This is a genomic window from Micromonospora sp. WMMC264 (genome assembly GCF_027497275.1).
GTDB classification, from domain to species: domain Bacteria; phylum Actinomycetota; class Actinomycetes; order Mycobacteriales; family Micromonosporaceae; genus Micromonospora; species Micromonospora chalcea.
This window is the reverse complement of sequence record NZ_CP114907.1, coordinates 4,944,638-4,967,776: the sequence shown is the minus strand read 5'-3', so window position 1 is coordinate 4,967,776 and position 23,139 is coordinate 4,944,638. Positions and strand designations below refer to the sequence as shown.

The following is a 23,139-nucleotide window of genomic DNA, read 5'->3' as shown; positions in this document are numbered from 1 at the left end:
CGGGGCTCCGTCGTGTCAGCGGATCAGTTGACCGCGAGAACCTCCACCGAACCGCGGCCGACGACCGCGCCCTCGGTGGTGGTCACGGCCATGTCGCCGTACAGCTCCCGGCCGGCGGCCGGGGTGGACAGGGCGGTCACCGAACCCGTGAGGGTGGCGGTGGCGCCGTTGGCCAGCGACAGCGGCGTGGACGACGCGGAGAGCGTGCCCAGCTCCGGGGAGGCGAACGAGTCCCGGTAGTCGTACGCGGTGCTCGGGTCGCTCATCGAGTAACCGTCGACCACGACGCGGTAGGTGCCCGGGGTCGGGTTGGTCAGCGTGACCGCCTCCTCCGAGTCACCGTCGGCCGACTGGCCCACCCGGGTGGTGCCCAGGAAGACCGTCAGGTCCAGGTCGGCGCTCAGGTCGGACGGGTTGCCGATCCGCGCGGTGAACGAGGTGGCGCCCGCCGGCACCTCCACCAGGTACTCCTGGCTCGCGCCCTGGGTGATGCTGGGCCGCTCGGACCGGACGCTCGCCAGCGGACCGCCGACGCCGGTCACCTGGACCGGACCGAACGCGTTGGTCAGCTTCCAGCTCACCGGAGCCGGCGTACCGGCGGTGACCGACGGGAGCTGCACCACGGCCGGCTCCACCTTCACGCCCTGCACGCGGGCCTGCAGCCGGAACGGGTTGTCCAGCGCCGGCGAGGTGCGGCGCGCCTCCACCTCGATCTCCCACACACCCGGGATCGGGTTCTGGTAGTCCCGCTCCTGCGGCTTGCAGACCGCGGCGTCGGAGAAGTTGGTGTAGCAGGCGGTGCTGGCGGTGCTCTCGACCGGCACGCCGTACGGGTTGATGGCGATGAAGCGGGTCTGCGAGCCGGTCGCGATGCCGGACAGGTTGACCTGCAGCGCGCCCGCGCCCGGCGGGACGGTCACGAAGTACGACCGGAAGTTGTTCCGCTCGACCGAGCCCTCGGCCGAGAAGGAGTACGCCGGAGCGGACACCGGGTTCGAGGCGACCACGACGGTGGCGACCTCGAAGTCGACCACGTTGGTGGCCGGGTCGTCGACGGTCATGATGGCGCCGTGCGCGCCGGCCGTCATCGGCTTGGCCTTCACCTTGACCGTGACGGTCTTGTTCAGCGGCAGCCAGACCACCTTGGGGGCGGAGTAGGTGCCGTCGTTGCCGCGGAACGCGACCTCGTGCTTGATGCCCTTGTTCGGGCCGCTGGTCCGGGTCAGCTTGACCTCGTAGTGGCGGCTCTCCTTGACCTTCTGGCCACCACGGTCGGCGGCGCAGCGGTTGTAGAGGCCGGTGCCGACGTTCGGGTTCGGCACGAACGTGCCGGAGGCCCGGTCGTAGCGGGTCAGGTTCGGCGACAGCTCGGTGCAGACCGGCGCCTCGGAGGTGTACGTGCGGGTCGGCACGCCCTTGGCGAGCAGGCTCCACGCGCCCGGCACGTTGAACATGCCGTAGCCCTGCGCGTACGTCGGGACGCCGGCGATCGGCTGGGCCGAGGTGTAGACGGCCCGGCGCAGCGCGGCCGGGGTGACGCCCTTGCCGGTCGCCTTGGCGGCCGACAGCAGCAGCGCGGCGGCGCCGGTGGCCTGCGGTGCGGCCATCGAGGTGCCGTTGAGCATCTGGTAGCCCGGGGGCAGCGGGTAGCCCGCCTCCGGCACCGGGTTGCCCGGCTGCCAGGTCGGCGCGGTGGAGATGGCCGAGCCGGGGGCGGCGATGTTCGGCTTGAAGCCGCCGTCCTCACGCGGGCCGCGCGACGAGAAGTTGAACAGCGCGTTGTCCTTGCGGACCACCGAGCCGTAGTTGGCCAGCCAGGTGTCCTTGCTGACGCTCGCCGCGACGCTCACCACGTCGGTGGCCACTGACGGGTCGCCGACGGTGTTCAGGCCCGGGCCGGAGTTGCCGGCCGAGATGAACAGCTGCACGCCGTAGGTGTTGATCAGGTCGTTGTAGAGGACCGCGCGGGCGTTCGAGCCGTCGTTGAGCGCGGGCAGACCGCCGATCGACATGTTCACCACGTCGACCTTGCGGTTGATGACCAGGTCGGCCATGCCGGTGGTGAGCGCCGCCGCGGTGCAGCCGCCACCCCACGAGCAGGCGCGGGCGGAGACCAGCTTGGCACCCGGGGCGGCGCCGTCGAAGGCGCTGTTGCCGAGCATGTCGTTGGCGGCGGTGATGCCGGCGACGTGGGTGCCGTGGGTGCTCTCGATGATGCCGATGTTGACGTAGTCGACCAGGCCCGGGCCGCCGGCCGGCGTGGTGTCCACGTTGCGCCGGTACTCGACGACGAACGGGATCTGCTCGCGTACCGCGGTGGCCGGGTTGTCCGTGCCGAAGTGGCCGACCTGGAACTTCTCCTTGTACGGCCGCATCACCTCGTCGTCGGTGAAGTCGTTGTTCTGGTTCGCGTCGACGCGGACGTCACCGTTGGCGGGGTTGTAGAGCACGCCCCAGAAGTCGGTGGTGTCGCCGTCGCGGTTGAGGTCGCCGCGCGCGTCGCTGTTCGCGGTGATGTTCTCGCGGAACACGTTGAACCGGTAGTTGCCGGCCGGCGCGGTCCAGGTGCCCAGCGAGGTGGTGAACGTCGGGCCGCTGACCTCGGTCAGCATCGGTCGCCAGGAGGCGTCCTCCAGCGGGTCGGTGGCGGTGACCCAGTCGACGATCTTGCGCTCGCCGGTGGTGGTCGTCTGCAGCGCCGGCTGGTCGAGGTCCACACCGGAGTCCATGATGCCGATGGTGACGCCGCGGCCGTCCCACTGCGGGTTCGCGGCCTTGAAGGCCTCCGCGCCGGTCTCGTTCGTCGGCATGTACGGGTTCACCGCACCGGTGTCACCGCCCGGCCCGGCGAGCGTCTGGGCCTGCGCGGCGGTCTTCGCGCCCTTCGGGGCCGCCTCCGGCGCCGGGTCGGGGAGCTTGATGGTCTCGTCGAGGTCGACGGCGGCGACACCGGGCAGCGTGGCGGCCTTGAGCGCCTTGTCGGTGGGGACCTTCGCCAGCACGTAGCCGATCTGGTCGTACCGCTGGCTGACGGTCGCGCCCAGGCCGGTCAGGCCGTCAACGACCTTCTTGGCCGATCCCTTCTTGGCCGCGATGATCATCGTGACGGTCGGCGCGTTCTTCGCCTCGGCCTCGTCGAGCAGCTTGGCGTCGTGTGCGCCCAGTGCCTTCGCGGCGGTCGGCTGCGAGGGTTGCGGGGCGGCGGGGGCGGCGCTCGCGGTGCCGGCGCCACCTCCGACGGTCAGGGCGCCGGCCGCGAGGACCGAGGCCAGGAGCGCGGCGGACGGTCGCCGGCTGCGCGTGCGGGGTTTACTCAACGTTCTCTTCCTCCAGAGAACAGGGCCCCCGAGGGGCAGGGCACGTGTGACGGTGATCCTGCGTGCCAGGACGGCAGGTGTCACTACTCGGCCCAGGTTTGTGATCAGTCCGTGATGGAAATCGGCCTACGTCAACACGTGCGACGTGTTAGGCGTCAACGTCGGTCGACCTCTCGGCCGATGTGGACGGCGGACCCAGCAACTCGGGCGCCTGCGGCTGCCTCGGCGCCAGCTCGACCTGCGCCGGGGCGGCCAGCTCGTCGTCGGAGACCCCCAGCTCGGCCAGCTTCCGCGCGCTCACCAGCACCCGGGCCTCAAGCGAACCCACCGCCCGGTTGTACGCCGTCACCGCCCCGCCCAGCGAGCTGCCCAGCTTGCCGACGTGGTCGCCCAGCGTGGACAGCCGCCCGTACAGCTCGCGGGCCAGCGAGTGGACGGTCGCCGCGTTGCGCGCCAGCGCCTCCTGCCGCCACGAGTAGGCCACCGTGCGCAGCAGCGCCACCAGCGTGGCCGGGGTGGCCAGCACCACGTTGCGGGCGAACGCATGCTCCAGCAGCGTCGGGTCGCGTTGCAGGGCCACGTCGAGGAACGGGTCGGCCGGCACGAACAGCACCACGAACTCCGGCGTCTGGTCGAACGCCGACCAGTAGGACTTGGCGGCCAGGCCGTCCACGTGCGCGCGCAGGTGCCGGGCGTGCGCGTCCAGGTGGGTGTCACGCCCCCGCTCGTCGCGTGCCTCCATCGCGGTCAGGTACGCGTCGAACGGCGCCTTCGCGTCCACCACCACCGTCCGGCCGCCGTGCAGCCGGACCACCAGGTCGGGGCGTACCCCCTGGTGGTCGGTAGCGGCGGTGACCTGCTCGCTGAAGTCGCAGTGCTCCAGCATGCCGGCGGCCTCGACGATCCGGCGGAGCTGGTGCTCGCCCCAGCGGCCCCGCACCTGCGGCGCGCGCAACGCGGCCACCAGCTGCTTGGTCTCGGTGCGCAGCTCGCCGGAGACCGCGCTCATGGACCGCACCTGCTCGCGCAGCTCGGCGTACGCGTCGACCCGGTCCCGCTCCAGCTCGGCCACCCGCTGCTCGTAGCGGCGCAGCGTGTCGTGCAGCGGCGCGACCGCGCGGGCCACCGCCTCCTGCGACTGCGCCGTGGCCTCGTAGCTCAGCGCCCGCATGGACTGCTCCAGCCGGCCCTCGCCCGCCTTGGTCGCGGCGAGAGTCGCCTCCAGGCGGGCGATGTCGGCCGCCGCGCGCGCCCGCGCGGCCAGCCAGCCCACCGCGCCGCCCGCGGCGAGGCAGAGCACCACCACGGCCAGCGTCGCAAAGCTCATGGCCAAGAGCTTGCCAAACGGGTACGACGTGCGCCCGGTGGGTACGTTCGAGTCATGGAGTTCGCGTTGTGGCTGTTCCTGATCCTGCTGCTCGGAGGTGCGTTCATGTTCTGGCGGAGGGGGAGCAGATCGCGTCGCTCGAACGAACTGGCCGACGCCCGCGCCGAGGCGCAGCGGTGGTACGAGCGGCTCGGCGGCCAGCTGATGAACCTGCACGGCGACGCCCCGGCGGTCCGGCAGGCGCTCGCCGACGCGGGTGAGCGCTACAACGCGGCCGGTTCCCAGTTGGAGCAGGCGAGCACGCCGCGCCAGTTCGGGCTGGCCCGGGAGACCGCGCTGGAAGGGCTGGCGTACATCCGGGCGGCGCGTACCGCGATGGGCATCGACCCGGGCCCGGAGCTGCCGCCGCTCGCCGCCGCCCAGGGCGCGGGCGCGCTCACCAAGGAGCGGCAGGTCGACGTGCAGGGGCAGACGTTCCGGGCCGGACCGCAGCCGGGCAACGCGACGCCCTACTACTACCCGGGTGGCCGGTTCCAGGGGCGGCCGGTGCCGGCCGGCTGGTACTCCACGCCGTGGTGGAAGACCGCGCTCGGCGCCGGCGTCGGTGTGGTCGGCGGTCTGCTGATCGCCGACGCGCTGTTCTCGCCCGCGTTCGCCGACCCCGGGTACGGCTACGACGCCGGCTACCAGGAGGGCTTCGGCGACGGCCAGGACTTCGGCGACCAGGGCGGAGACATGGGCGGCGGTGGTGACTACGCCGGTGGCGACTTCGGCGGCGGGGACTACGGCGGTGGCGACTTCGGTGGCTTCGGCGGCGGAGATTTCGGCGGTGACTTCGGCGGCGGCGACTTCTAGCCGGCACCGCCGCGCCGGGCGCGGTGCGCCGCGCGTCGGGCGCTGCTCGCGACGCGCCGCGCGCAGGCGTTAAGAAGGGCCCCCTCTTATGCACGAGGCGTTAAGAGGGGGCCCTTCCTTACACCTCAGCCGGTGTTGCGCATGCCGGCGGCGATGCCGTTGACGGTGGTCAGCAGCGCCCGCTCCAGCGCCGTACCGTCGTTCGGGGCACGCCGCCCACCCGGCGCGGTCGCCACCGCCCGCCCGGCCGCACCTGATTCGCGGTACTGCCGCAGCAACGCCACCTGGAGGTGGTGCAGCGGCTCCAGGTAGGTGTCCCGCACGGCGAGCGTGCGCTGCAGCACGGGGGAGTTCTCCAGCAGCGCCGGTGAGCCGGTGACGGCCAGCACCTCCTGCTTGGTCAGCTCGTACTCCTGCTCGATCTTGTCGAAGATCGGGTGCAGCTTCTTCGGCACCAGCGTCTCCACGTACCGCCGGGCGATGGTCAGGTCGGTCTTGGTCAGCATCATCTCGACGTTCGACAGGAACGTGCGGAAGAAGTGCCAGTTCCGGTTCATCTCGGCGAGCACGTCGGCCAGCCCGGCCGCCCGCGCGGCGGCCAGCCCGGAGCCCACGCCGAACCAGCCCGGCACGATCTGCCGGGTCTGCGTCCAGCCGAACACCCACGGGATGGCCCGCAGGCCGGACAGGCCGGCGCCGGTGTTCGGGCGCTTCGCCGGCCGGGAGCCGATGTTCAGCGCGCCGAGCAGCTCGGTCGGCGTGGAGGCCCAGAAGTACGCGGGCAGGTCCGGGTCCTCGACCAGCGACCGGTACGACCGGAACGCCGACTCGGACACCACGTCCATGGCCGCGTCCCAGCGCTCCAGCATCTCGGCCGGCTGCCGGGGCGCGGTGTGCAGCAGCGTCGCCTGAAGCACCGCCGCGACAGTCAGCTCCAGGTTCTCCCGGGCCAGCGCCGGCAGCGTGTACTTGTCGGAGATGACCTCGCCCTGCTCGGTCACCTTGATCGCGCCGTCCAGCGTGCCGTACGGCTGGGCCAGGATCGCGTCGTGCGTGGGACCGCCGCCACGGCCGACGGTGCCGCCCCGGCCGTGGAACAACCGCAGGTGTACGCCGTGCCGCGCGGCCACGTCCCGCAGCGCGCGCTGCGCCCGGTGGATGGACCACTGGCTGGTGGTGATGCCCGCCTCCTTGTTGGAGTCGGAGTAGCCGAGCATCACCTCCTGCACGTCGCCCCGGGCCGCCACGAGCGCCCGGTACGCGGGCAGCGACAGCAGCTCGTCCAGCAGCTCGCCGCCGGCGTTCAGCTCGGCCGGGGTCTCCAGCAGCGGCACGATGCCGATGCGGGCACGGCCGGAGTGCACGTCCACCAGGCCCGCCTCGCGGGCCAGCACCACGGCGGCGAGCACGTCGTCCACGCCGAGCGTCATCGAGATGATGTACGACTCGATCACCTCGGGGCCGAACCGGTCCTGCGCCTCGCGGATGGCCGCGAACACGTCGAACGTCTTGCGGGCCGACTCGGTGAGCGGGCTGTCCTGGGTGGAGAGCGGCCGGCGGCCGGTCAGCTCGTCGGCGAGCAGCTTGGTGCGCTCCAGCCGGGTCAGCGCCGGGTAGTCGGACACCTCGCCGACGGCCTCGTAGAGCTGGGCCAGCACCTCGTGGTGCTTCTCCGCGTGCTCCCGGATGTCCATGGTGGCCAGGTGTAGCCCGAACGCGGACACCGTACGGATGGTCGAGGCGAGCCGCCCGACGGCGGTGAGCTGGCCGGAGTTGCGGGCCAGCGACGCGCGCAGCAGCTCCAGGTCGGCGATCAGCTCGGCCGAGCCCCGGTAGTCGCGCCCCGGCACGTGCGGGGTGTCGGCGCGCAGCCGCTCCCGGGTGTTGGCGAGCTTCGCCTTCACGCACCGCGCCTTGAGCCGGTACGGCTCCTCCGCGTTGACCCGGCGGAACCGGGGCGCCACCTCGGGCAGCGCGTCCAGGTCCTTGGCCAGGCTGGCGGACAGGTCGAGCGACACCGCGCGCAGCCGCCGGGACACGCTGACCTCGGTGATCAGCTCGTCCATCGCCTTCTCGGTGGCGGCGATGCCGTGCTCGTGCTGGATGCGCAGCACCTCGCGGGTGACCACCGGCGTGACGAACGGGTTGCCGTCGCGGTCGCCGCCGATCCAGGTGCCGAAGCTCAGCGGGCGGGACGTCGGTGACGTCTCCACGCCGAGCGTGCGCAGCGTGTCGGCGAGGTCGTCGAGGACCTGCGGCGCGGCCTCGGCGTACAGGTCGCGCAGGTAGTAGATCGCGTTGCGCGCCTCGTCGGTCGGGTCCGGCCGGTCCAGCCGCAGCTCGTCGGTCTGCCACATCAGGTCGAGCAGTTCGGCCAGGCGGCGGTTCGCCGGGCCCTCGTCGCTGGCGCCGTACAGGATCGCGTTCGCGGTCTCGGTGTCCAGCTCGTCGGCGACCGCGCGCAGCTTGGACAGGATGGACCGGCGGGCCGCCTCGGTCGGGTGCGCGGTGAAGACCGGGCGTACGGCCAGCCGGCGGGCCGCGGCGGCGATCTCCTCGGCCGGTACGCCCCGCTCGGCGATCATCTTGGCGGCCTGGTCCAGCCAGCCTCCGTCGGTGGCGCGGCGGCGGCGCAGGTCCCGGGCGCGGTGTACCTGCTCGGTGATGTTCGCCAGGTGGAAGTAGGTGGAGAAGGCACGGGCGAGCTTCGTGCCGGTGGTGACGTCGAGCCCGGCGAGGCGCTGGGCGGCGGCCGGCGCGTCGGAGCGGACCTGGGCGCGGATCTCCTCGACCAGGTCGAGCAGCGGGCGGCCCTCCTGCCGGGCGAGGGTCTGCCCGAGCAGCGTGCCGAGGCGGCGGATGTCGGCCCGGAGAGCGGCGTCGGGGCCGTCGTGGTCGTGCTGGTCGGTCACGGTTGCGCTCCTTACGCGAGGACGAAGGACAGCGCTGTCCGACTCCCCTGGATCGTATCCGCGTACCCCCGGGGGACAGGAGGGGGACCGCGTGATGATCTGCACTCTGGGACGGCCCGCCGGTCAGCCCCGGTCGACGGCGTGCCGGCCCGGCGCCGGGCGCCGTCGGGCGCGGAACATGGTCGCGGTGAGCAGCCCGGCCAGGCCGGCGACGACCCAGATCAGCAGGCCGGTCAGCGCCCAGCCGCCGCCGCGCCAGTCGAAGTAGATGGCCGACTTGAACAGGTCGGTGGCGAGGCCTGGAACGTTCCAGCGGTGCATGCCGCGCAGGAGCGGCGGCAGGAACTCGGGCGCGTAGATGCCGCCGGACCCGGGGTTGCCGAGCACCACGAGCAGCAGGATCACGATGCCGGTGCCGAGCAGTCCGAGCCAGCCCTGGACGGCGGCGGCGACCATCCCGGCCGCGAACGCGGCGAGCGCACCGACCACCGCCACCGCCGCCACGTGACCGGCGAACACGCCGAGCACCGGTCCGACCAGGATCGCCCCGATGACGCCGAGCAGGATCGCGTGCACCGCGAGCGTGGCGATCCGCAGCCCGGCCCGGCGCAGGTCGCGGGGGCTGGTGCCGAGTGAGATGCCGAGCGCCGTGGACGCCAGGTAGCCGCCCAGCACCACGCCGACGGCCAGGTAGAACGGGACCAGGCCGCGCGGGTCGTCGCCGGAGACCGGCACGTCGTCGGTGACCTGAAGCGGCACCCCGGCCTGCCGGGCCGCCTCGGTGAACACGTCGGTGACGAGTTCGGTGGCGGCGGGCGCTCCGGCGCTGGCGGTGGCGAGCGTCAGGCCGCCGTCCGGGGCGGAGCTGAGCACCGCGTACACCGATCTGTCGGTGAGGCCGTCCTGGGCGGCGCCGCGGCTGTCGTACCCGACGGGTTTGATCGTGTCGGTGCGGGCGCGGACGGCGGACATCACGGCCTGGGCCTGCTGGTCGCCGGTGACGACGGCGACCGGGATGTCGCGCGGGTCGGGCTTGTGCAGCGCGCCGACGTAGGCGGCGATGAACGCGCTGGCCAGCGCCAGGGTGCCGAGGATCAGCGCCGCCGTGCGCGGCAGCCAGTCCCGGGTACGCAGTTCCGGCTCGTCGTCCACGCGCTCAGCCTATTGGCGGCATTTGCCTGGCTGAGGCGGTTTTGTCAGGGCGAAATCCGCTGGTCCGGGCCGATAGCGTCGGGCCATGCAGGCACCCGTCTATCCCCCCAAACCGAAGCCGGGCGACCGCGTCGCGGTCGTCTCACCCTCCGCCGGCCTGCCGGGTCTCTTCCCCCACGTGTACGAGCTGGGGCTGCGCCGGCTCCGCGACGAGCTGGGGCTGGAACCGGTGGAGTACCCGACCACCCGCGTCATGGGCGCCGACCCGCGCGACCGGGCACGTGACCTGATGGCCGCGTTCACCGACCCGACGATCACCGCCGTGCTGGCCACCGTCGGCGGGGACGACCTGATCACTGTCACCCCGTACCTGAACGACGAGGAGCTGTGGGCCAACCCGAAGCCGTACTTCGGCTACTCGGACAACACCAACGTGCTCAACCACCTCTACCGGCTGGATCTCGTCGGCTACCACGGCGGGTCCGTGCTGGTGCACCTCGGGCGCTCCGGCAAGCCGCACCCGCTGACACTCGACTCGCTGCGCGCCGCGCTGTTCACCTCCGGCTGGTACGAGCTGACCGCCGCCCCCGAGTGGGGCGACGAGCCGTGCGACTGGCGCGACCCGGCCACCCTGGCCGAGGAGCCGCCGATGTACCCGTCCGAGGGCTGGCGCTGGCACGGCCCGGCCGAGGTGGTGCAGGGCCGCACGTGGGGCGGCAATCTGGAGATCCTGCACTGGCTGATGGCGACCGACCGCGTTCCGCGCGCGGCCGACCTGGCCGGCTCGGTGCTGGTGCTGGAGACCTCGGAGGAGATGCCGTCCGCGCAGGAGGTCTTCCGGATCGTGCGGAACCTGGGCGAGCGCGGGTTGCTCGCCGGCTTCCCGGCGATCGTGGTGGGCCGGCCCAAGGCGTGGGACTTCGACCGGCCCCACACGGTCGCGGAGCGGCTGGCCTGGGCCGCCGACCAGCGGGCGGCGATCCTGTCGGCTCTTGCCCCCTACGCGGGCGACCCGGTGGTGGTCTTCGACGTCGACCTGGGCCACACCGACCCGCAGCTGATCATCCCGTACGGCGGCGAGATCCGCGTGGACGCGGTGGAGCGACGGATCGCCGTCCGCTACTGACCTCGCACGAACACACCCGCCGCCCGCCGCCCGGCCATGGGTGTCTACGTCCCCGTTTGACACCCACGCCGTTCCACTCACGGATGGAAGTGCCGGTCAGTGGAACGCCGTGGGTGTCTTGGGCCCGTCTTGACACCCGTGCCGTTCCACTCGCTGCTGGCAGCGGTCGGGTGGGCGCAGAGATCTACTGCGCCTCGGCGAGGCGAGCGGTGGGTGTCGGAGAGCGGTGGGCCGCCATCTCGGCTGGGTCAGGCGGCCACGACGGCGAAGGCGCGGACCGGGAACGTGCCCATGCCGGCGACCCGTGGCGGGGCGGCGGTGAACCGGAAGCCGGTCGGCGGCAGCGCGTCCAGGCCGGTCAGGTGCTCCACGATCGGCACCCCGGCGGCCAGCAGACCGGTGTGCGCCGGGCGCTGACCCGCTGCCGCCGGAGTCATGTCGTCGATGTTGATCGAGTCGATGCCGACCAGCGCCGCGCCCGCCTCGGCCAGCCATTGCGCGCCGTCACCGGTCAGGAAGGGCGCCTCCGGCGCGGCGTACCTGTCGGTGCCGAAGTGCGCGTCCCAGCCGGTGTGCAGCAGCACCGCGCACCCGGCCACGTCGTACGGGGCGAGCATCAGCCGGTCCACCGCCCGGGTACCGGCGGGCACGCGTACCACCAGGCCGGGCAGGTCGGCGAGGCGGTCCAGCGGCACCCCGGTCAGGTCCGGGCCGTCGGCGAAGCGGTGCGACGGCGTGTCCACGTACGTGCCGGTGTTGGCGATCATGTCGATCCGGGCGACGTGGAACTCGACGCCCGGCGCGTACCGATTCCGGGACTCCTCCCGGGTCAGCCAGTCGCTGATCGCCGGGCCGGGCCAGCCGGGCAGCGTGACCAGCCCTTCGGCGATCACGTGACTCAGTTCGACGAGCTTCCGCCCACCCGAGGCCGGCACATCGAGGCCCCGTCCGCCCTTGTGCGGCTCCTCGACGACGGTCCGGTTGGTGATCCGCACCTCGCCGACCATGAGCAGCCCGAGGTGCCGGACCAGCAGAGCGGCCACCTCGTCGTCGGTGACGTCCGGGTGCGGCACGTCCAACCGGAACCCGTCCGTGCGCAGGCCACCACCGTTTGCGAAATCCACCTGGGCGTCGAAGACCGCCCGATACTCGACCATCCGCCCACCGCACCACGCCCGGTCACGGCCGGTCAAGATCGAAGATCGGGCGGGCCCGGATCGTCGGTGGAGGGGGATAGGCTCGAACGGTGCACCCCCCGTCCGGCTGGACGCGGGGTCGTCGTCGTGTGTCGATCCGCTGGAAGTGATCACTGATGCTCACCGGACTCTTCTCCGCCGCCCTGGCCGACCCGGGGCTGGCCCGGGCGCGTGACCTGGCGCGCTCCGGTGCCGCGCAGGTCGACGGGCTCGACCTCACCGCCCCCGCCGCGTTGCGCCCGTTCGCGGTGGCAGCGGTCGCCGCCGACGAGCCGGCCGGCGGCGCGGGCCGTCCCGTGCTCGCGGTCACCGCCACCACCCGGGAGGCCGACGACCTGGCCTCCGCGCTGGGCAGCCTGCTGCCGCCGGAGCAGGTGGCGGTCTTCCCGTCCTGGGAGACGCTGCCGCACGAGCGCCTGTCGCCCCGCTCCGACACGGTCGGGCGGCGCCTCGCCGTGCTGCGCCGCCTCGCCCACCCGGAGGCCGCCGACGCGCACGGCCGCACCGGGCCGCTGCGGGTCGTGGTCGCGCCGGTCCGGTCGCTGCTCCAGCCGCAGCTCAAGGGCCTCGGCGACCTGGAACCCGTCCAGCTCGCCGCCGGTGACGAGGCCGACCTGGAAGAGGTCGCCCGCCGGCTCACCGACATGGCGTACGCCCGGGTCGACCTGGTCACCAAGCGCGGCGAGTTCGCCGTACGCGGCGGCATCCTGGACGTCTTCCCGCCCACCGACGAGCACCCGTCCCGGGTCGAGTTCTGGGGCGACGAGGTGGAGGAGATCCGCACGTTCGCGGTCGCCGACCAGCGCACCATCGAGGGCGTCGCGCAGATGTGGGCGCCGCCGTGCCGCGAGCTGCTGCTCACCCCGGACGTGCGGGAGCGGGCCGCCGCGCTCGCAGCCGAGCACCCCGAGCTGGCCGAGATCCTGGACAAGCTCGCCGAGGGCATCCCGGTGGAGGGCATGGAGTCCCTCGCGCCGGTGCTGATCGGCGCCGACGCGCTGGAACTGCTCGTCGACTGCATGCCGGCCGGCACCCACGTACTCCTCTGCGACCCCGAGCGCATCCGCACCCGCGCGCACGACCTGGTCCGTACCTCGGAGGAGTTCCTCCAGGCCAGCTGGGCCGCAGCCGCCGTCGGCGGCCAGGCCCCGGTCGACCTCGGCGCCGCCGCCTTCAAGACCCTGGCCGAGGTACGCACGGCAGCCCGCGCCCTGCGCCAGCCCTGGTGGACGCTCGCGCCGTTCGGCCTGGTCGAGGCGGACGCGGCACCGGCCCGGCAGCCCTGGGAGGACGCGCCGGCCGAGGTCGACGTCACCCCCGACGACGCCATCGCGGTGAGCCTGGCCGCCCAGCCGGCCCCGCTCTACCACGGCGAGACGGCCCGGGTGGTCGAGGACCTGAAGCGCTGGGCCGGCGAGGGCTGGTCGATCGCGCTGGTCTTCGAGGGGCACGGCCCCGCCCAGCGGGCCGTCGAGGTGCTCCGCGACGCCGGTCTCGGCGCCCGGCTCACCGAGGAGGTGCCCACCGCGCCCGCACCGGGCGAGCTGCTCGTGTCGTGCGGCTGCCTGACCGCCGGCTTCGTCGACGAGGCGTCGAAGTTCGTGCTGCTCACCGGCAACGACGTCACCGGCGGCCGGGGCACCTCCACCCGCGACATGCGCAAGATGCCCAGCCGGCGGCGCAACACCATCGACCCGCTGGAGCTGAAGGCCGGCGACTTCGTGGTGCACGAGCAGCACGGCATCGGCCGGTACGTCGAGCTGGTGCAGCGCACGGTCAACGGCGCCAGCCGCGAATACCTGGTCATCGAGTACGCGCCGAGCAAGCGCGGCCAGCCCGGCGACCGCCTCTTCGTCCCGACCGACCAGCTCGATCAGCTCTCCCGCTACGTCGGCGGCGAGCAGCCCACGCTGCACAAGATGGGCGGCTCGGACTGGCAGAAGTCCAAGGCGCGGGCGCGCAAGGCGGTCCGCGAGATCGCCGCGCAGCTCATCCAGCTCTACGCCGCGCGCAAGGCGTCCAAGGGGCACAACTTCGCCCCCGACACCCCGTGGCAGCGGGAGCTGGAGGACGCCTTCCCCTGGCAGGAGACGCCGGACCAGCTGGCCGCCATCGAGGAGGTCAAGCGGGACATGGAACAAACCGTCCCGATGGACCGGCTGATCTGCGGCGACGTCGGCTACGGCAAGACCGAGATCGCGGTACGGGCGGCGTTCAAGGCGGTGCAGGACGGCAAGCAGGTGGCGGTGCTGGTGCCGACCACGCTGCTGGTGCAGCAGCACTACAATACGTTCGCCGAGCGGATGAGCCAGTTCCCCGTCTCGATCCGGCAGCTGTCCCGGTTCCAGACGCCGAAGGAGACCGAGCAGACGCTGGAGATGGTCGCCGCCGGCACCGTCGACATCGTCATCGGCACCCACCGGCTGCTCCAGGCGTCCACCCGGTTCAAGCAGTTGGGCCTTGTGATCATCGACGAGGAGCAGCGGTTCGGCGTCGAGCACAAGGAGCACCTGAAGACGCTGCGCGCCTCGGTCGACGTGCTCGCCATGTCGGCCACCCCGATCCCGCGCACGCTGGAGATGGCGATCACCGGCATCCGGGAGATGTCCACCATCGCCACCCCGCCGGAGGAGCGGCACCCGGTGCTCACGTTCGTCGGCGCGTACGACGACCGGCAGGTGGCCGCCTCCATCCACCGCGAGCTGCTCCGCGACGGTCAGGTCTTCTACCTGCACAACCGGGTCGAGTCGATCGAGAAGACGGCCCGCAAGTTGCGGGAGCTGGTGCCGGAGGCCCGGGTCGCGGTGGCGCACGGCCAGATGGGCGAGGAGGCGCTGGAGAAGGTGATGGTCGGCTTCTGGGAGAAGGAGTTCGACGTCCTGGTCTGCACCACCATCGTCGAGTCCGGCATCGACATCCCGAACGCCAACACGCTCATCGTGGAGCGGGCCGACCTGCTCGGCCTGGCCCAGCTGCACCAGATCCGCGGCCGGGTCGGCCGGGGCCGCGAGCGGGCGTACGCGTACTTCCTCTACCCGCCGGAGAAGCCGCTCACCGAGAACGCGCACGAGCGGCTGGCCACCATCGCCCAGCACACCGAACTCGGCGCGGGCATGTACGTGGCGATGAAGGACCTGGAGATCCGCGGCGCCGGCAATTTGCTCGGCGGCGAGCAGTCCGGCCACATCGAGGGCGTCGGCTTCGACCTGTACGTCCGGATGGTCGGCGAGGCGGTGTCCGCGTTCAAGGGCGAGAGCACCGAGGAGGAGACGGAGGTCAAGGTCGACCTGCCGATCGACGCGCACCTGCCGCACGACTACGTCGGAGTGGAGCGGCTGCGCCTGGAGATGTACCGCAAGCTCGCCGAGGCCCGCGACGCCGAGCGGCTGCGCGAGGTGGTCGCCGAGATGACCGACAGGTACGGCGAGCCGCCCGCGCCGGTGCAGAACCTGGTCGCGGTGGCACGGTTCCGGCTGCTGGCCCGCCGCTACGGGCTCACCGACGTGTCGATGCAGGGCAAGCACATCCGGTTCGGCCCGCTGCCGCTGCCCGACTCGAAGCAGATGCGGCTCAAGCGCTACCACCCGGACTCGGTCTACAAGCAGGCGCTCGACCAGGTCAGCGTGCCCCGGCCCAGCACCCGGCGGATCGGCGGCGAGCCGCTGCGCGACCAGGCGTTGCTGGAGTGGTGCGAGCAGCTCCTGGCGGATGTCCTGGGCAAGCCCGAGGAGCTGGCTCGTGCGGTCCCGGCGGGTGCGCGATGAGGTGGGTGGAGTCACAGGCCGGTACGGGGCGTGAGAGAGTGAGCCACATGCGTGCACGTCGTTCCCTCGTCGCCGTCAGCGTCGCGGCCCTTGCCGCGCTCTCTCTCGCCGCCTGTGGCCGGTCCGCCCCGGACGTCGCCGCCTACGTCGGAGACACCCGTTACTCCGTCGAGCGGGTCGATGCGATCTACGACGACGCGCAGCGGCAGTACGCGGACGCCGTCCGGAACCAGGCGCCGCAGACGCCCTCGCCGGAGGAGCTGCGGTCCCCGGTGACCCGGCAGGACGTGCTGAACCTGCTCGTCGCGCTCGACCTCGGCAAGCGCGTCGCGGCCGAGAAGGGCCTCCAGGTCACCGACGAGGTGTCCCCGGAGCAGCTTCAGCAGCCGCTGCGGATGCCGGCGACCACCGAGTACACGAAGCTGTGGGGCGAGTGGGTGGACCTCTCCGCCACCCTCCAGCAGAGCCTGCCCCCGGCCGACCTCAGCGACGAGTCCCTGATGGCCGTCTACCGCGCCATCGAGAAGACCGGGGCGATCCAGCCGGGCCTGACCGTCGACCAGGTCCGGCAGGCGTTCGGCGAGGCCGGGTTCGTGCGCAGCGCCACCGCGCTCAGCAACGCGCTGCAGCAGCAGGCCGAGAAGGTGGACGTCAGCGTCAACCCCCGGTTCGGCGTGAGCGCCGTGCCGTCGCTCGTCAACACCGGCCAGTCGCTCGTCTTCTACTCGCTGCCCTACGTCAGCCAGGACGGCCCGGTCACCGACATCTCGACGCCGGAGGCACCGGCCGGTGGTTCGCCGGCTCCCGGAACCGCATGACCGCCCGCATCGTCCTGCTCGTCACCTCACCCCGGCTGCCCGCCGGCCTGCTGACCTCGGCCGCCTGGGACGCCGTACGCTCCGCGCCGGTCCTCGCCGGTGCGGAGAGCGAGCTGACCCGGGCGGTCCGGACGGCCGGCGCCGAGGTGAGCGTGGTGACCGAGGGCGCGACCCAGGCGCTGCTCGACGCCGCCGCCACGCACGGCGGGGCGGTGTGGCTGGCCGGCCCGGCCGGCGACGAGACGCTGGCCCGTGAGCTGGGGCTGCGGCTGGCCCGCGAGCCCGGGCTGGCCGAGCTGGAACTGATGTACGGCTCGTGGGACCCACCCGGCGCCCGGCTGCTCGACGCGGTCGAGGTGATGGACCGGCTGGCCTCCCCGGGCGGAGACCCGTGGAAGCGGGCGCAGACCCACCGCAGCCTGGCCGGGTTCCTGCTGGAGGAGTGCTACGAGGCGTACGACGCGATCAGCGCCGACGACACCGACGCGCTCCGCGAGGAACTGGGCGACGTGTTGCTCCAGGTGCTGCTGCACGCCCGGCTGGCCGAGGACCTACCGGACGGCAAGAGCTGGACCGTCGACGACGTGGCCGGAACGCTCGTCGACAAGATGGTGCGGCGCAACCCGCACGTGTTCTCCGGCGAGCCGGCCGGCTCGATCGAGGAGATCGAGGCGAACTGGGAACGGATCAAGCGGGCCGAGAAGACCCGCGAATCGGTGCTGGACGGCATCGCGCTGAGCCAGCCCGCGCTCGCGCTGGCCGCGAAGATCCTGGACCGCGCCGGTCGGGTCGGCCTCGCTGTACCGCCCCCGCTGGCCGAGTCGCAGGTGGACCCGGAAGCGCGGCTGGGGGCGAGCCTGCTGGCAACTGTCGCCGCCGCCCGGCAGGCCGGCATCGACCCGGAGGCCGCCCTGCGTCGTGCCACCTTGGCGTACGCCGAGGCGGTCCGAGCCGCCGAACGCCCCACCTGACCCCGCCCACCCCTCCCGCCCTCCCGCCCTCCCGCCCCGCGATCTTGCACTTGCGGCCCACTGGGCATCGCAAATGTCCCTTCCGTCCGGGCAGGAAGTGCAAGATCGCGGAGGGCTGCCGGGTCGGGTTGCGTGGTGGCGGGACAGGCTGATGGGGGTTGAGTCGAGCCCTCTCGCTTCCCGAGACTCGTAGACCGCATCTCAAGATCTGCCCAGCCACCCGGCGGGCCGTGTCGGTGATCAAGGAGTTTGGGGTCGCGGCGGGCACCACTGGGGACGCGAACTCCTTGATCAACGCGGAGGGTGGCCCGGCGGGCGGGAGCTGGGTCGGGAAAGGGGTCGGGGGTGATCGGTAGGGTGCCGGGTATGGAGTCGTTCGTACCGCTGGCGGAGCGGATCGTGGAGGCGTTGCTGGAGAGCCGGCCCGGGCTGGCCACCTCCGCCGGGGACCACCGCTACGACGACCGGCTGCCCGATCTGTCCGCGGACGCGCTCGCCGCCGATCAGGCGATGCTGAAGGACGCGGCGGACGCGCTCGCCGAGATCGACCCGGACGCGCTCGACGTGGCGGAGAGCGTCGACCACGCGCTGCTCACCAGCATGATCGACAGAGGGCTGTTCGAGGCCACCGAGATCCGCGCCCACGAGTGGGATCCGCTGCGCCACAATCCGGGGCCGCTGCTGCACGCCCTGCTGGCCCGTCCCTTCGCCCCCGCCGAGGAGCGCCTGACCAGCCTCGCCGGGCGCCTGTCGGCCGTACCCGATGCGCTTGCGACAGCGCGCGCGACGCTGCGGGACATGCCGCGCATCCACGCGGAGACGGCGGTCGGGCAGTTCACCGGCACGGCGGCGCTGATCCGCGACGAGGTGCCGGCGTTGCTCGCCCAGGCGCCGGCGCTGCGTGACCGGGTCGGCCCGGCGGCCACGGAGGCGATCGCCGCGCTGGAGGAGTTCGTGGCGTGGCTGCGGCAGGGTCTGGCGGCCGACGCGGGCCCGGGGCGTGACCCGCGGCTGGGCCGGCGGCGCTGGGAGGCGCGGCTGTGGCACACGCTCGACACCGAGCTGAGCGCCGCCGAGGTGCAGCGCCGCGCCTGGGCCAACCTGGAACGGGTCACCGAGGAGATCCGCGCGGCGGCCGTCGAGCTGGTCGGTGGCCCGGCCGACGACGAGACGGTACGCCGGGCGCTGGACCTGCTGGCCGCCGAGCACCCGGACGACGCCACCATCGTCGACCTCGCCTCGGTGACGCTGGACGAGGCGAGTGACTTCGTGCGCCACCACGACCTGGTCAGCATGGTCGGTGACCCGTGTGTCATCCAGGAGATGCCGGAGTTCGCGCGGGGTGTGGCGGTCGCCTACTGCGATTCGCCGGGGCCGCTGGAGACGGCCGACGTGCCGACGTTCTACTGCATCGCGCCCACCCCGGCGGACTGGCCGGCGCAGCGGGTCGAGTCGTTCTACCGGGAATACAACGACCACATGATCCGCAACCTGACCGTGCACGAGGCGATGCCCGGCCACTTCCTCCAGCTCGCGCACGCCCGCCGCTACGACGGGCCGACGCGGGTACGCGCGCTCACCGAGTCGGGCGTGTTCATCGAGGGCTGGGCGGTCTACACCGAGGAGCTGATGGCCGGGCTCGGCTTCGGCGGGCTGCCGGTGCGGTTGCAGCAGCTCAAGATGCAGTTGCGGATGACCATCAACGCGCTGCTGGACCAGCTCGTGCACTGCGACGACCTGCCCGAGGCCGAGGCGATGGCGCTGATGACCGGGCGCGGCTTCCAGGAGGAGGGGGAGGCGGCCGGCAAGTGGCGGCGGGCGCTGCTCACCTCCACGCAGCTGTCGACGTACTTCGTCGGCTACAGCGAGATGGCCGACATCGCCGCCGCCCGTCCGGACGGCGTGCCGGTGCGCGACTGGCACGACGCCATGCTGGCGTACGACTGCCCGCCGCCGCGCCACCTGCGCACCCTGCTGGGGGTGTGAGGGCTCACCGGCGGGCGGCGACCGCGTCGATCAGCCAGCGCGACAGGGAGTACGCGGGCGGCAGCTCGGCGGGCAGCGCGTCGACCGGGAACCAGCGCGCCTCGGTCAGCTCCGTGCCGTCGGCCACCGGTTCTGCGGCCGGGTCGGTCACCTCGGCGGTGAACCCGGCGAGCAGTGTGCCCGGTCCGGTCAGCGCCCACGGCTGGCTGTCCACGTACGTGGGGCGGCGCAGGGTCAGGCCGACCTCCTCGGCGACCTCGCGGTGCACCGCCGCCTCCAGCGACTCGCCGGCCTCGACGAACCCGGCGACGAGCGCCCACAAACCGGTCGGGCCGTGCGCGTGCCGGACCAGCAGGAGTTCGCCCGCTGCGCCGGCCGGGCCGGGGCGGGTGATCGCGGTCAGCACCGCTACGGACAGCGGCACGAACACGGTCAGCCCGCAGTCCGGGCAGCGCCGCGCGGTCTCGCCCGGCACGTCGGACAGTTCGGCCCGGCACGCCCCGCACCACCTGTGCGTACGCCGCCAGGTGACCACGGCGAGCGCCCGTCCGGCCAGGTCGGCGTGGGGTGCGGGCAGTTCGGCGGCGAGGCCGCGCCAGCCGCGCCACCGGCCGGGCAGCGACTCGGGGTCGGTGACCTCGGCCGCCCATGCCGGGGTGCCGTCGAGCGTGCCGACGGGTGTCCAGGCGAGGTCGCCGGGCAGCGCGCCGATGCGCAGCGGCTGCGCGGCGTCCGGGCCGGTCAGCAGTTTCCGGCCGGCGACCGGCAGCGCCAGGTCGCCCGGCTGCGGCGGCCGCCCGTGATCGGCGGCGGGCCGGAACCCGGCGCCGTCGGGCGGGGTCACGACGTGGCGGGGCGGCGGTCCACCACGCCCGCGCCGGCCGGCACGGCGAACGCGGCGGCCTCGACGCTCTCGGTGTAGCGGCTCAGCGTCACCTCGGCCGGCTTGCCGTCGATCGTGCCGGAGAAGCTGCCCAGCACGCCTTCGTTCGTCACGCAGGTGCTGAAGCGCTCACCGTCGTGGGTGACGTTCACGCAGGTGGCATGGTGCCCGGCCAGCGTGGTGTCGCTCTGCTCGATGACCGCGTCCGGCGCGAGCGCGGCCTCGGTGAGCAGCCGGATCACCGCGGGCGGGGTGACCAGGCCCTGCTTGCGTGCCTCGTCGTAGACGATCACCGAGGGCTTTCCGGCGGTGAGCACGGGCGGAGACACGGTGCAGGAGGTGCGGGCGGCGGTGCTCGCGCACCGGGTCACCGACTCCTGGGTCACCGTGATCTTGCCGCCGGGCCAGGTGTACGTGGAGCGCAGCGGCTTCCTGGTCTGCGCGATCGAGGCGGTGCGACCGCCGTCGAGCTGGTAGTCGGCGGCCCAGGTCTGCTCCAGCGCCCGGTCCATCCGCGCGGCGAGGTCGTTGACCAGGTCGGCCCGACCGAGCGCGACGCCCGCGTCGTCCAGGGCCTGGCAGCCGGTGACCGAGAGCGACGCGATGACCGAGGCGGCGAGCACGCGGAGAGTCGTCGAGGCGGCAGGCATGATGCCCAGCCTTGTCGATCGACGCAACCTCTCGCAAACCGGTTGCCGGTTGACGACCGGTAATCCGGGAATGTCCGTCTCAGCAAGCGCCTCGGGGGCCGCCCCGAGCGGCGTACGGCGGGGCGGGGACCGATACGCTGCGTTCAACACCTGCCTCAGCCGCACCGTCGCGGCCCATATCGGACCGGAACCACACAAACGAGGAGCGACTCAGTGGCAACCATCGAGGGAATCGTCGCCCGGGAGATCCTGGACTCGCGGGGCAACCCGACGGTCGAGGTCGAGGTCGGGCTCGACGACGGCACGATCGCCCGCGCCGCGGTGCCGTCCGGCGCCTCCACCGGCGCCTTCGAGGCGGTCGAGCTGCGCGACGGTGACAAGGACCGCTACCTGGGCAAGGGTGTCGAGAAGGCCGTCGCCAACATCGAGGACCGGATCGTCGACCAGCTCATCGGCTACGAGGCCAGCGAGCAGCGGCTGATCGACCAGAAGATGATCGACATCGACGGCTCGGACAACAAGGGCGAGCTGGGCGCGAACGCCATCCTCGGCGTCTCCCTGGCCGTGGCCAAGGCCGCCGCGGGCAGCGCCGAGCTGAGCCTGTTCCGCTACCTGGGCGGCCCGAACGCGCACCTGCTCCCGGTGCCGATGATGAACATCCTCAACGGTGGCGCGCACGCCGACTCGAACGTCGACATCCAGGAGTTCATGATCGCGCCGATCGGCGCGCCGACGTTCCGGGACGCGCTGCGCTCGGGCGCCGAGGTCTACCACGCGCTGAAGTCGGTGCTGAAGAAGAAGGACCTGTCGACCGGCCTGGGTGACGAGGGCGGCTTCGCCCCGAACCTGCCCACCAACGCCGCCGCGCTGGACCTGATCGCCGAGGCGGTGGAGAAGGCCGGCTACCGGCTCGGCACCGACATCGTCTTCGCGCTCGACGTGGCCGCCACCGAGTTCTTCGACAACGGCACGTACACGTTCGAGGGCACCGCGAAGAGCGCCGAGGAGATGAGCAACTACTACACCAAGCTCGCCGGCGACTACCCGATCGTGTCGATCGAGGACCCGCTGGCCGAGGACGACTGGAGCGGCTGGGCCACCCTGACCGCCGCGCTCGGCGACCGGATCCAGATCGTCGGCGACGACCTGTTCGTGACCAACCCGCAGCGCATCGCCCGGGGCATCGCGGAGCGGGCCGCCAACGCGGTGCTCGTCAAGGTCAACCAGATCGGCTCGCTCACCGAGACGCTGGACGCCGTCGACCTGGCTCACCGGGCCGGCTTCAAGTGCATGATGAGCCACCGTTCCGGCGAGACCGAGGACACCACCATCGCGGACCTGGCCGTCGCCACCGGCTGCGGGCAGATCAAGACCGGCGCCCCGGCCCGCTCGGACCGGGTGGCCAAGTACAACCAGCTCCTGCGGATCGAGGAGGAGCTGGCCGACGCGGCGCGGTACGCCGGCGCCGGCGCGTTCCCGCGTTACCGTTCGGCCTGAGCGAGCGCTCCGGGGGAGGGGTGTGACGATGCAGCAGCGCCGCACACCGGGTGGCCAGCGGCCCGCCCGTCGGCCGGGTCAGCCCGGCCGGACGGGCGGCGCCCGGGTCCGGTCCACGGCCCGCGACAACGGCGTCCGCGCGGAGACGCGCGCCGCCGGCCGGTCACCCGGCGCGTCCCGGGCCAGCGACGGCGTACGCTCCGCGAGCCGCCCCGCCGCGGCCCGGCGTACCGCTGCCGGTGGTCCGGTCAAGCGGCTCACCGCACCCCAACCCCGGCGCTTCACCGGGCGCGCCACAGTGCTGTTCGCGGTGCTGATCGCGCTCGCGCTGGCGTACACCTATCCGGTCCGGGTCTACCTGGACCAGCAGGCGGACATCGAGCGGATGGAGGCCGCGCAGGCCGCCCAGCGGGCCGAGATCGAGCGGCTCACCGCCGAGGCGGCCAAGTGGAAAGACCCGGAGTACGTCAAGACGCAGGCCCGGGAGCGGTTCTTCATGGGCAAGCCGGGCGAGACGCTGCTGGTGGTGCTCTCCGACCCGGAGGGCGCGGCCAAGGACGCCGGCAAGGACGCGAAGCCGGGGGCGCCGACCGCGCCGGAGCCCTGGTACGACACCCTGTGGTCGAGCGTGCGGGCGGCGAACGCCGAGCGCCAGGACAAGTGAGCTTTGATTCGAGAGGCACAA

At 72.8% G+C, this 23,139-nt stretch carries 15 protein-coding genes; 8 read left to right on the top strand and 7 right to left on the bottom strand.

The window, feature by feature from the left end; all coding sequences use genetic code 11:
- Positions 1–23 precede the first annotated feature (23 nt).
- Both O7542_RS21580 and O7542_RS21575 read right to left on the bottom strand, forming a co-directional pair.
- Positions 24–3,317: a S8 family serine peptidase gene (locus O7542_RS21580; RefSeq protein ID WP_043326601.1), complete on the bottom strand. Its 3,294-nt coding sequence runs from the start codon at positions 3,315–3,317 to the stop codon at positions 24–26.
- Between the two features lie 148 nt (positions 3,318–3,465).
- Positions 3,466–4,644, bottom strand: a complete 1,179-nt coding sequence (locus O7542_RS21575; protein ID WP_069087409.1) for a DNA recombination protein RmuC — start codon at positions 4,642–4,644, stop codon at positions 3,466–3,468.
- A gap of 54 nt (positions 4,645–4,698) precedes the next feature.
- On the opposite strand from O7542_RS21575, the gene O7542_RS21570 reads away from it, so the two are divergent.
- Entirely contained in the window at positions 4,699–5,499 is an 801-nt protein-coding gene (locus O7542_RS21570; RefSeq protein WP_043326597.1) for a hypothetical protein, read from the top strand.
- 125 nt (positions 5,500–5,624) lie between these two features.
- Here O7542_RS21570 and ppc read toward each other — a convergent pair whose 3' ends face one another.
- Positions 5,625–8,411, bottom strand: a complete 2,787-nt coding sequence (ppc, locus tag O7542_RS21565) for a phosphoenolpyruvate carboxylase (protein WP_064447670.1) — start codon at positions 8,409–8,411, stop codon at positions 5,625–5,627.
- Positions 8,412–8,534: 123 nt separating this feature from the next.
- The gene (locus tag O7542_RS21560) at positions 8,535–9,563 is read right to left on the bottom strand and encodes a membrane protein (protein WP_043326592.1); all 1,029 of its coding nucleotides are present in this window, start codon (positions 9,561–9,563) and stop codon (positions 8,535–8,537) included.
- A gap of 85 nt (positions 9,564–9,648) precedes the next feature.
- Between O7542_RS21560 and O7542_RS21555 the strand changes: the two genes are divergently transcribed.
- Positions 9,649–10,689 (top strand): S66 peptidase family protein, encoded by a 1,041-nt coding sequence (locus O7542_RS21555; protein WP_069087411.1) that lies wholly within the window; start codon positions 9,649–9,651, stop codon positions 10,687–10,689.
- A gap of 248 nt (positions 10,690–10,937) precedes the next feature.
- On the opposite strand, the gene O7542_RS21550 is transcribed toward O7542_RS21555, so the two are convergent.
- Positions 10,938–11,846, bottom strand: a complete 909-nt coding sequence (locus O7542_RS21550) for a cyclase family protein (RefSeq protein WP_043326589.1) — start codon at positions 11,844–11,846, stop codon at positions 10,938–10,940.
- 155 nt (positions 11,847–12,001) lie between these two features.
- On the opposite strand from O7542_RS21550, the gene mfd reads away from it, so the two are divergent.
- The 4 genes from mfd (at position 12,002) to O7542_RS21530 (ending at position 19,424) form a co-directional block, all read left to right on the top strand.
- A complete protein-coding gene (gene mfd, locus O7542_RS21545) occupies positions 12,002–15,649 on the top strand; it encodes a transcription-repair coupling factor (protein WP_166457227.1) in 3,648 nt (1,215 codons plus the stop codon).
- 47 nt (positions 15,650–15,696) lie between these two features.
- Entirely contained in the window at positions 15,697–16,467 is a 771-nt protein-coding gene (locus tag O7542_RS21540; RefSeq protein WP_166457228.1) for a SurA N-terminal domain-containing protein, read from the top strand.
- A complete protein-coding gene (locus O7542_RS21535) occupies positions 16,464–17,438 on the top strand; it encodes a nucleoside triphosphate pyrophosphohydrolase (RefSeq protein WP_043326583.1) in 975 nt (324 codons plus the stop codon). The genes O7542_RS21540 and O7542_RS21535 overlap by 4 nt, the downstream gene beginning before the upstream one ends.
- A gap of 366 nt (positions 17,439–17,804) precedes the next feature.
- Positions 17,805–19,424, top strand: a complete 1,620-nt coding sequence (locus O7542_RS21530; RefSeq protein ID WP_166457229.1) for a DUF885 domain-containing protein — start codon at positions 17,805–17,807, stop codon at positions 19,422–19,424.
- A 4-nt stretch (positions 19,425–19,428) separates the two neighbouring features.
- On the opposite strand, the gene O7542_RS21525 is transcribed toward O7542_RS21530, so the two are convergent.
- On the bottom strand, positions 19,429–20,268 hold the full coding sequence (locus O7542_RS21525; protein WP_166457230.1) for an NUDIX domain-containing protein: 840 nt from the start codon (positions 20,266–20,268) through the stop codon (positions 19,429–19,431).
- Entirely contained in the window at positions 20,265–20,957 is a 693-nt protein-coding gene (locus O7542_RS21520; RefSeq protein WP_064447679.1) for a hypothetical protein, read from the bottom strand. The genes O7542_RS21525 and O7542_RS21520 overlap by 4 nt, the downstream gene beginning before the upstream one ends.
- 213 nt (positions 20,958–21,170) lie before the next feature.
- On the opposite strand from O7542_RS21520, the gene eno reads away from it, so the two are divergent.
- Both eno and O7542_RS21510 read left to right on the top strand, forming a co-directional pair.
- The gene (gene eno, locus O7542_RS21515; protein ID WP_064447680.1) at positions 21,171–22,454 is read left to right on the top strand and encodes a phosphopyruvate hydratase; all 1,284 of its coding nucleotides are present in this window, start codon (positions 21,171–21,173) and stop codon (positions 22,452–22,454) included.
- 28 nt (positions 22,455–22,482) lie between these two features.
- Complete coding sequence (locus tag O7542_RS21510) at positions 22,483–23,118, top strand: septum formation initiator family protein (RefSeq protein ID WP_043330639.1); 636 nt, start codon at positions 22,483–22,485, stop codon at positions 23,116–23,118.
- Positions 23,119–23,139: the final 21 nt, after the last annotated feature.

Excerpts from the sequence above, each read along its gene's own strand:
- O7542_RS21575 (WP_069087409.1), bottom strand. The coding sequence starts at position 4,644 with ATGAGCTTTGCGACGCTGGCCGTGGTGGTGCTCTGCCTCGCCGCGGGC.
- O7542_RS21570 (WP_043326597.1), top strand. The coding sequence starts at position 4,699 with ATGGAGTTCGCGTTGTGGCTGTTCCTGATCCTGCTGCTCGGAGGTGCG.
- O7542_RS21555 (WP_069087411.1), top strand. The coding sequence starts at position 9,649 with ATGCAGGCACCCGTCTATCCCCCCAAACCGAAGCCGGGCGACCGCGTC.
- O7542_RS21550 (WP_043326589.1), bottom strand. The coding sequence starts at position 11,846 with ATGGTCGAGTATCGGGCGGTCTTCGACGCCCAGGTGGATTTCGCAAAC.
- mfd (WP_166457227.1), top strand. The coding sequence starts at position 12,002 with ATGCTCACCGGACTCTTCTCCGCCGCCCTGGCCGACCCGGGGCTGGCC.
- O7542_RS21540 (WP_166457228.1), top strand. The coding sequence starts at position 15,697 with ATGCGTGCACGTCGTTCCCTCGTCGCCGTCAGCGTCGCGGCCCTTGCC.
- O7542_RS21535 (WP_043326583.1), top strand. The coding sequence starts at position 16,464 with ATGACCGCCCGCATCGTCCTGCTCGTCACCTCACCCCGGCTGCCCGCC.
- O7542_RS21530 (WP_166457229.1), top strand. The coding sequence starts at position 17,805 with ATGGAGTCGTTCGTACCGCTGGCGGAGCGGATCGTGGAGGCGTTGCTG.
- O7542_RS21520 (WP_064447679.1), bottom strand. The coding sequence starts at position 20,957 with ATGCCTGCCGCCTCGACGACTCTCCGCGTGCTCGCCGCCTCGGTCATC.
- O7542_RS21510 (WP_043330639.1), top strand. The coding sequence starts at position 22,483 with ATGCAGCAGCGCCGCACACCGGGTGGCCAGCGGCCCGCCCGTCGGCCG.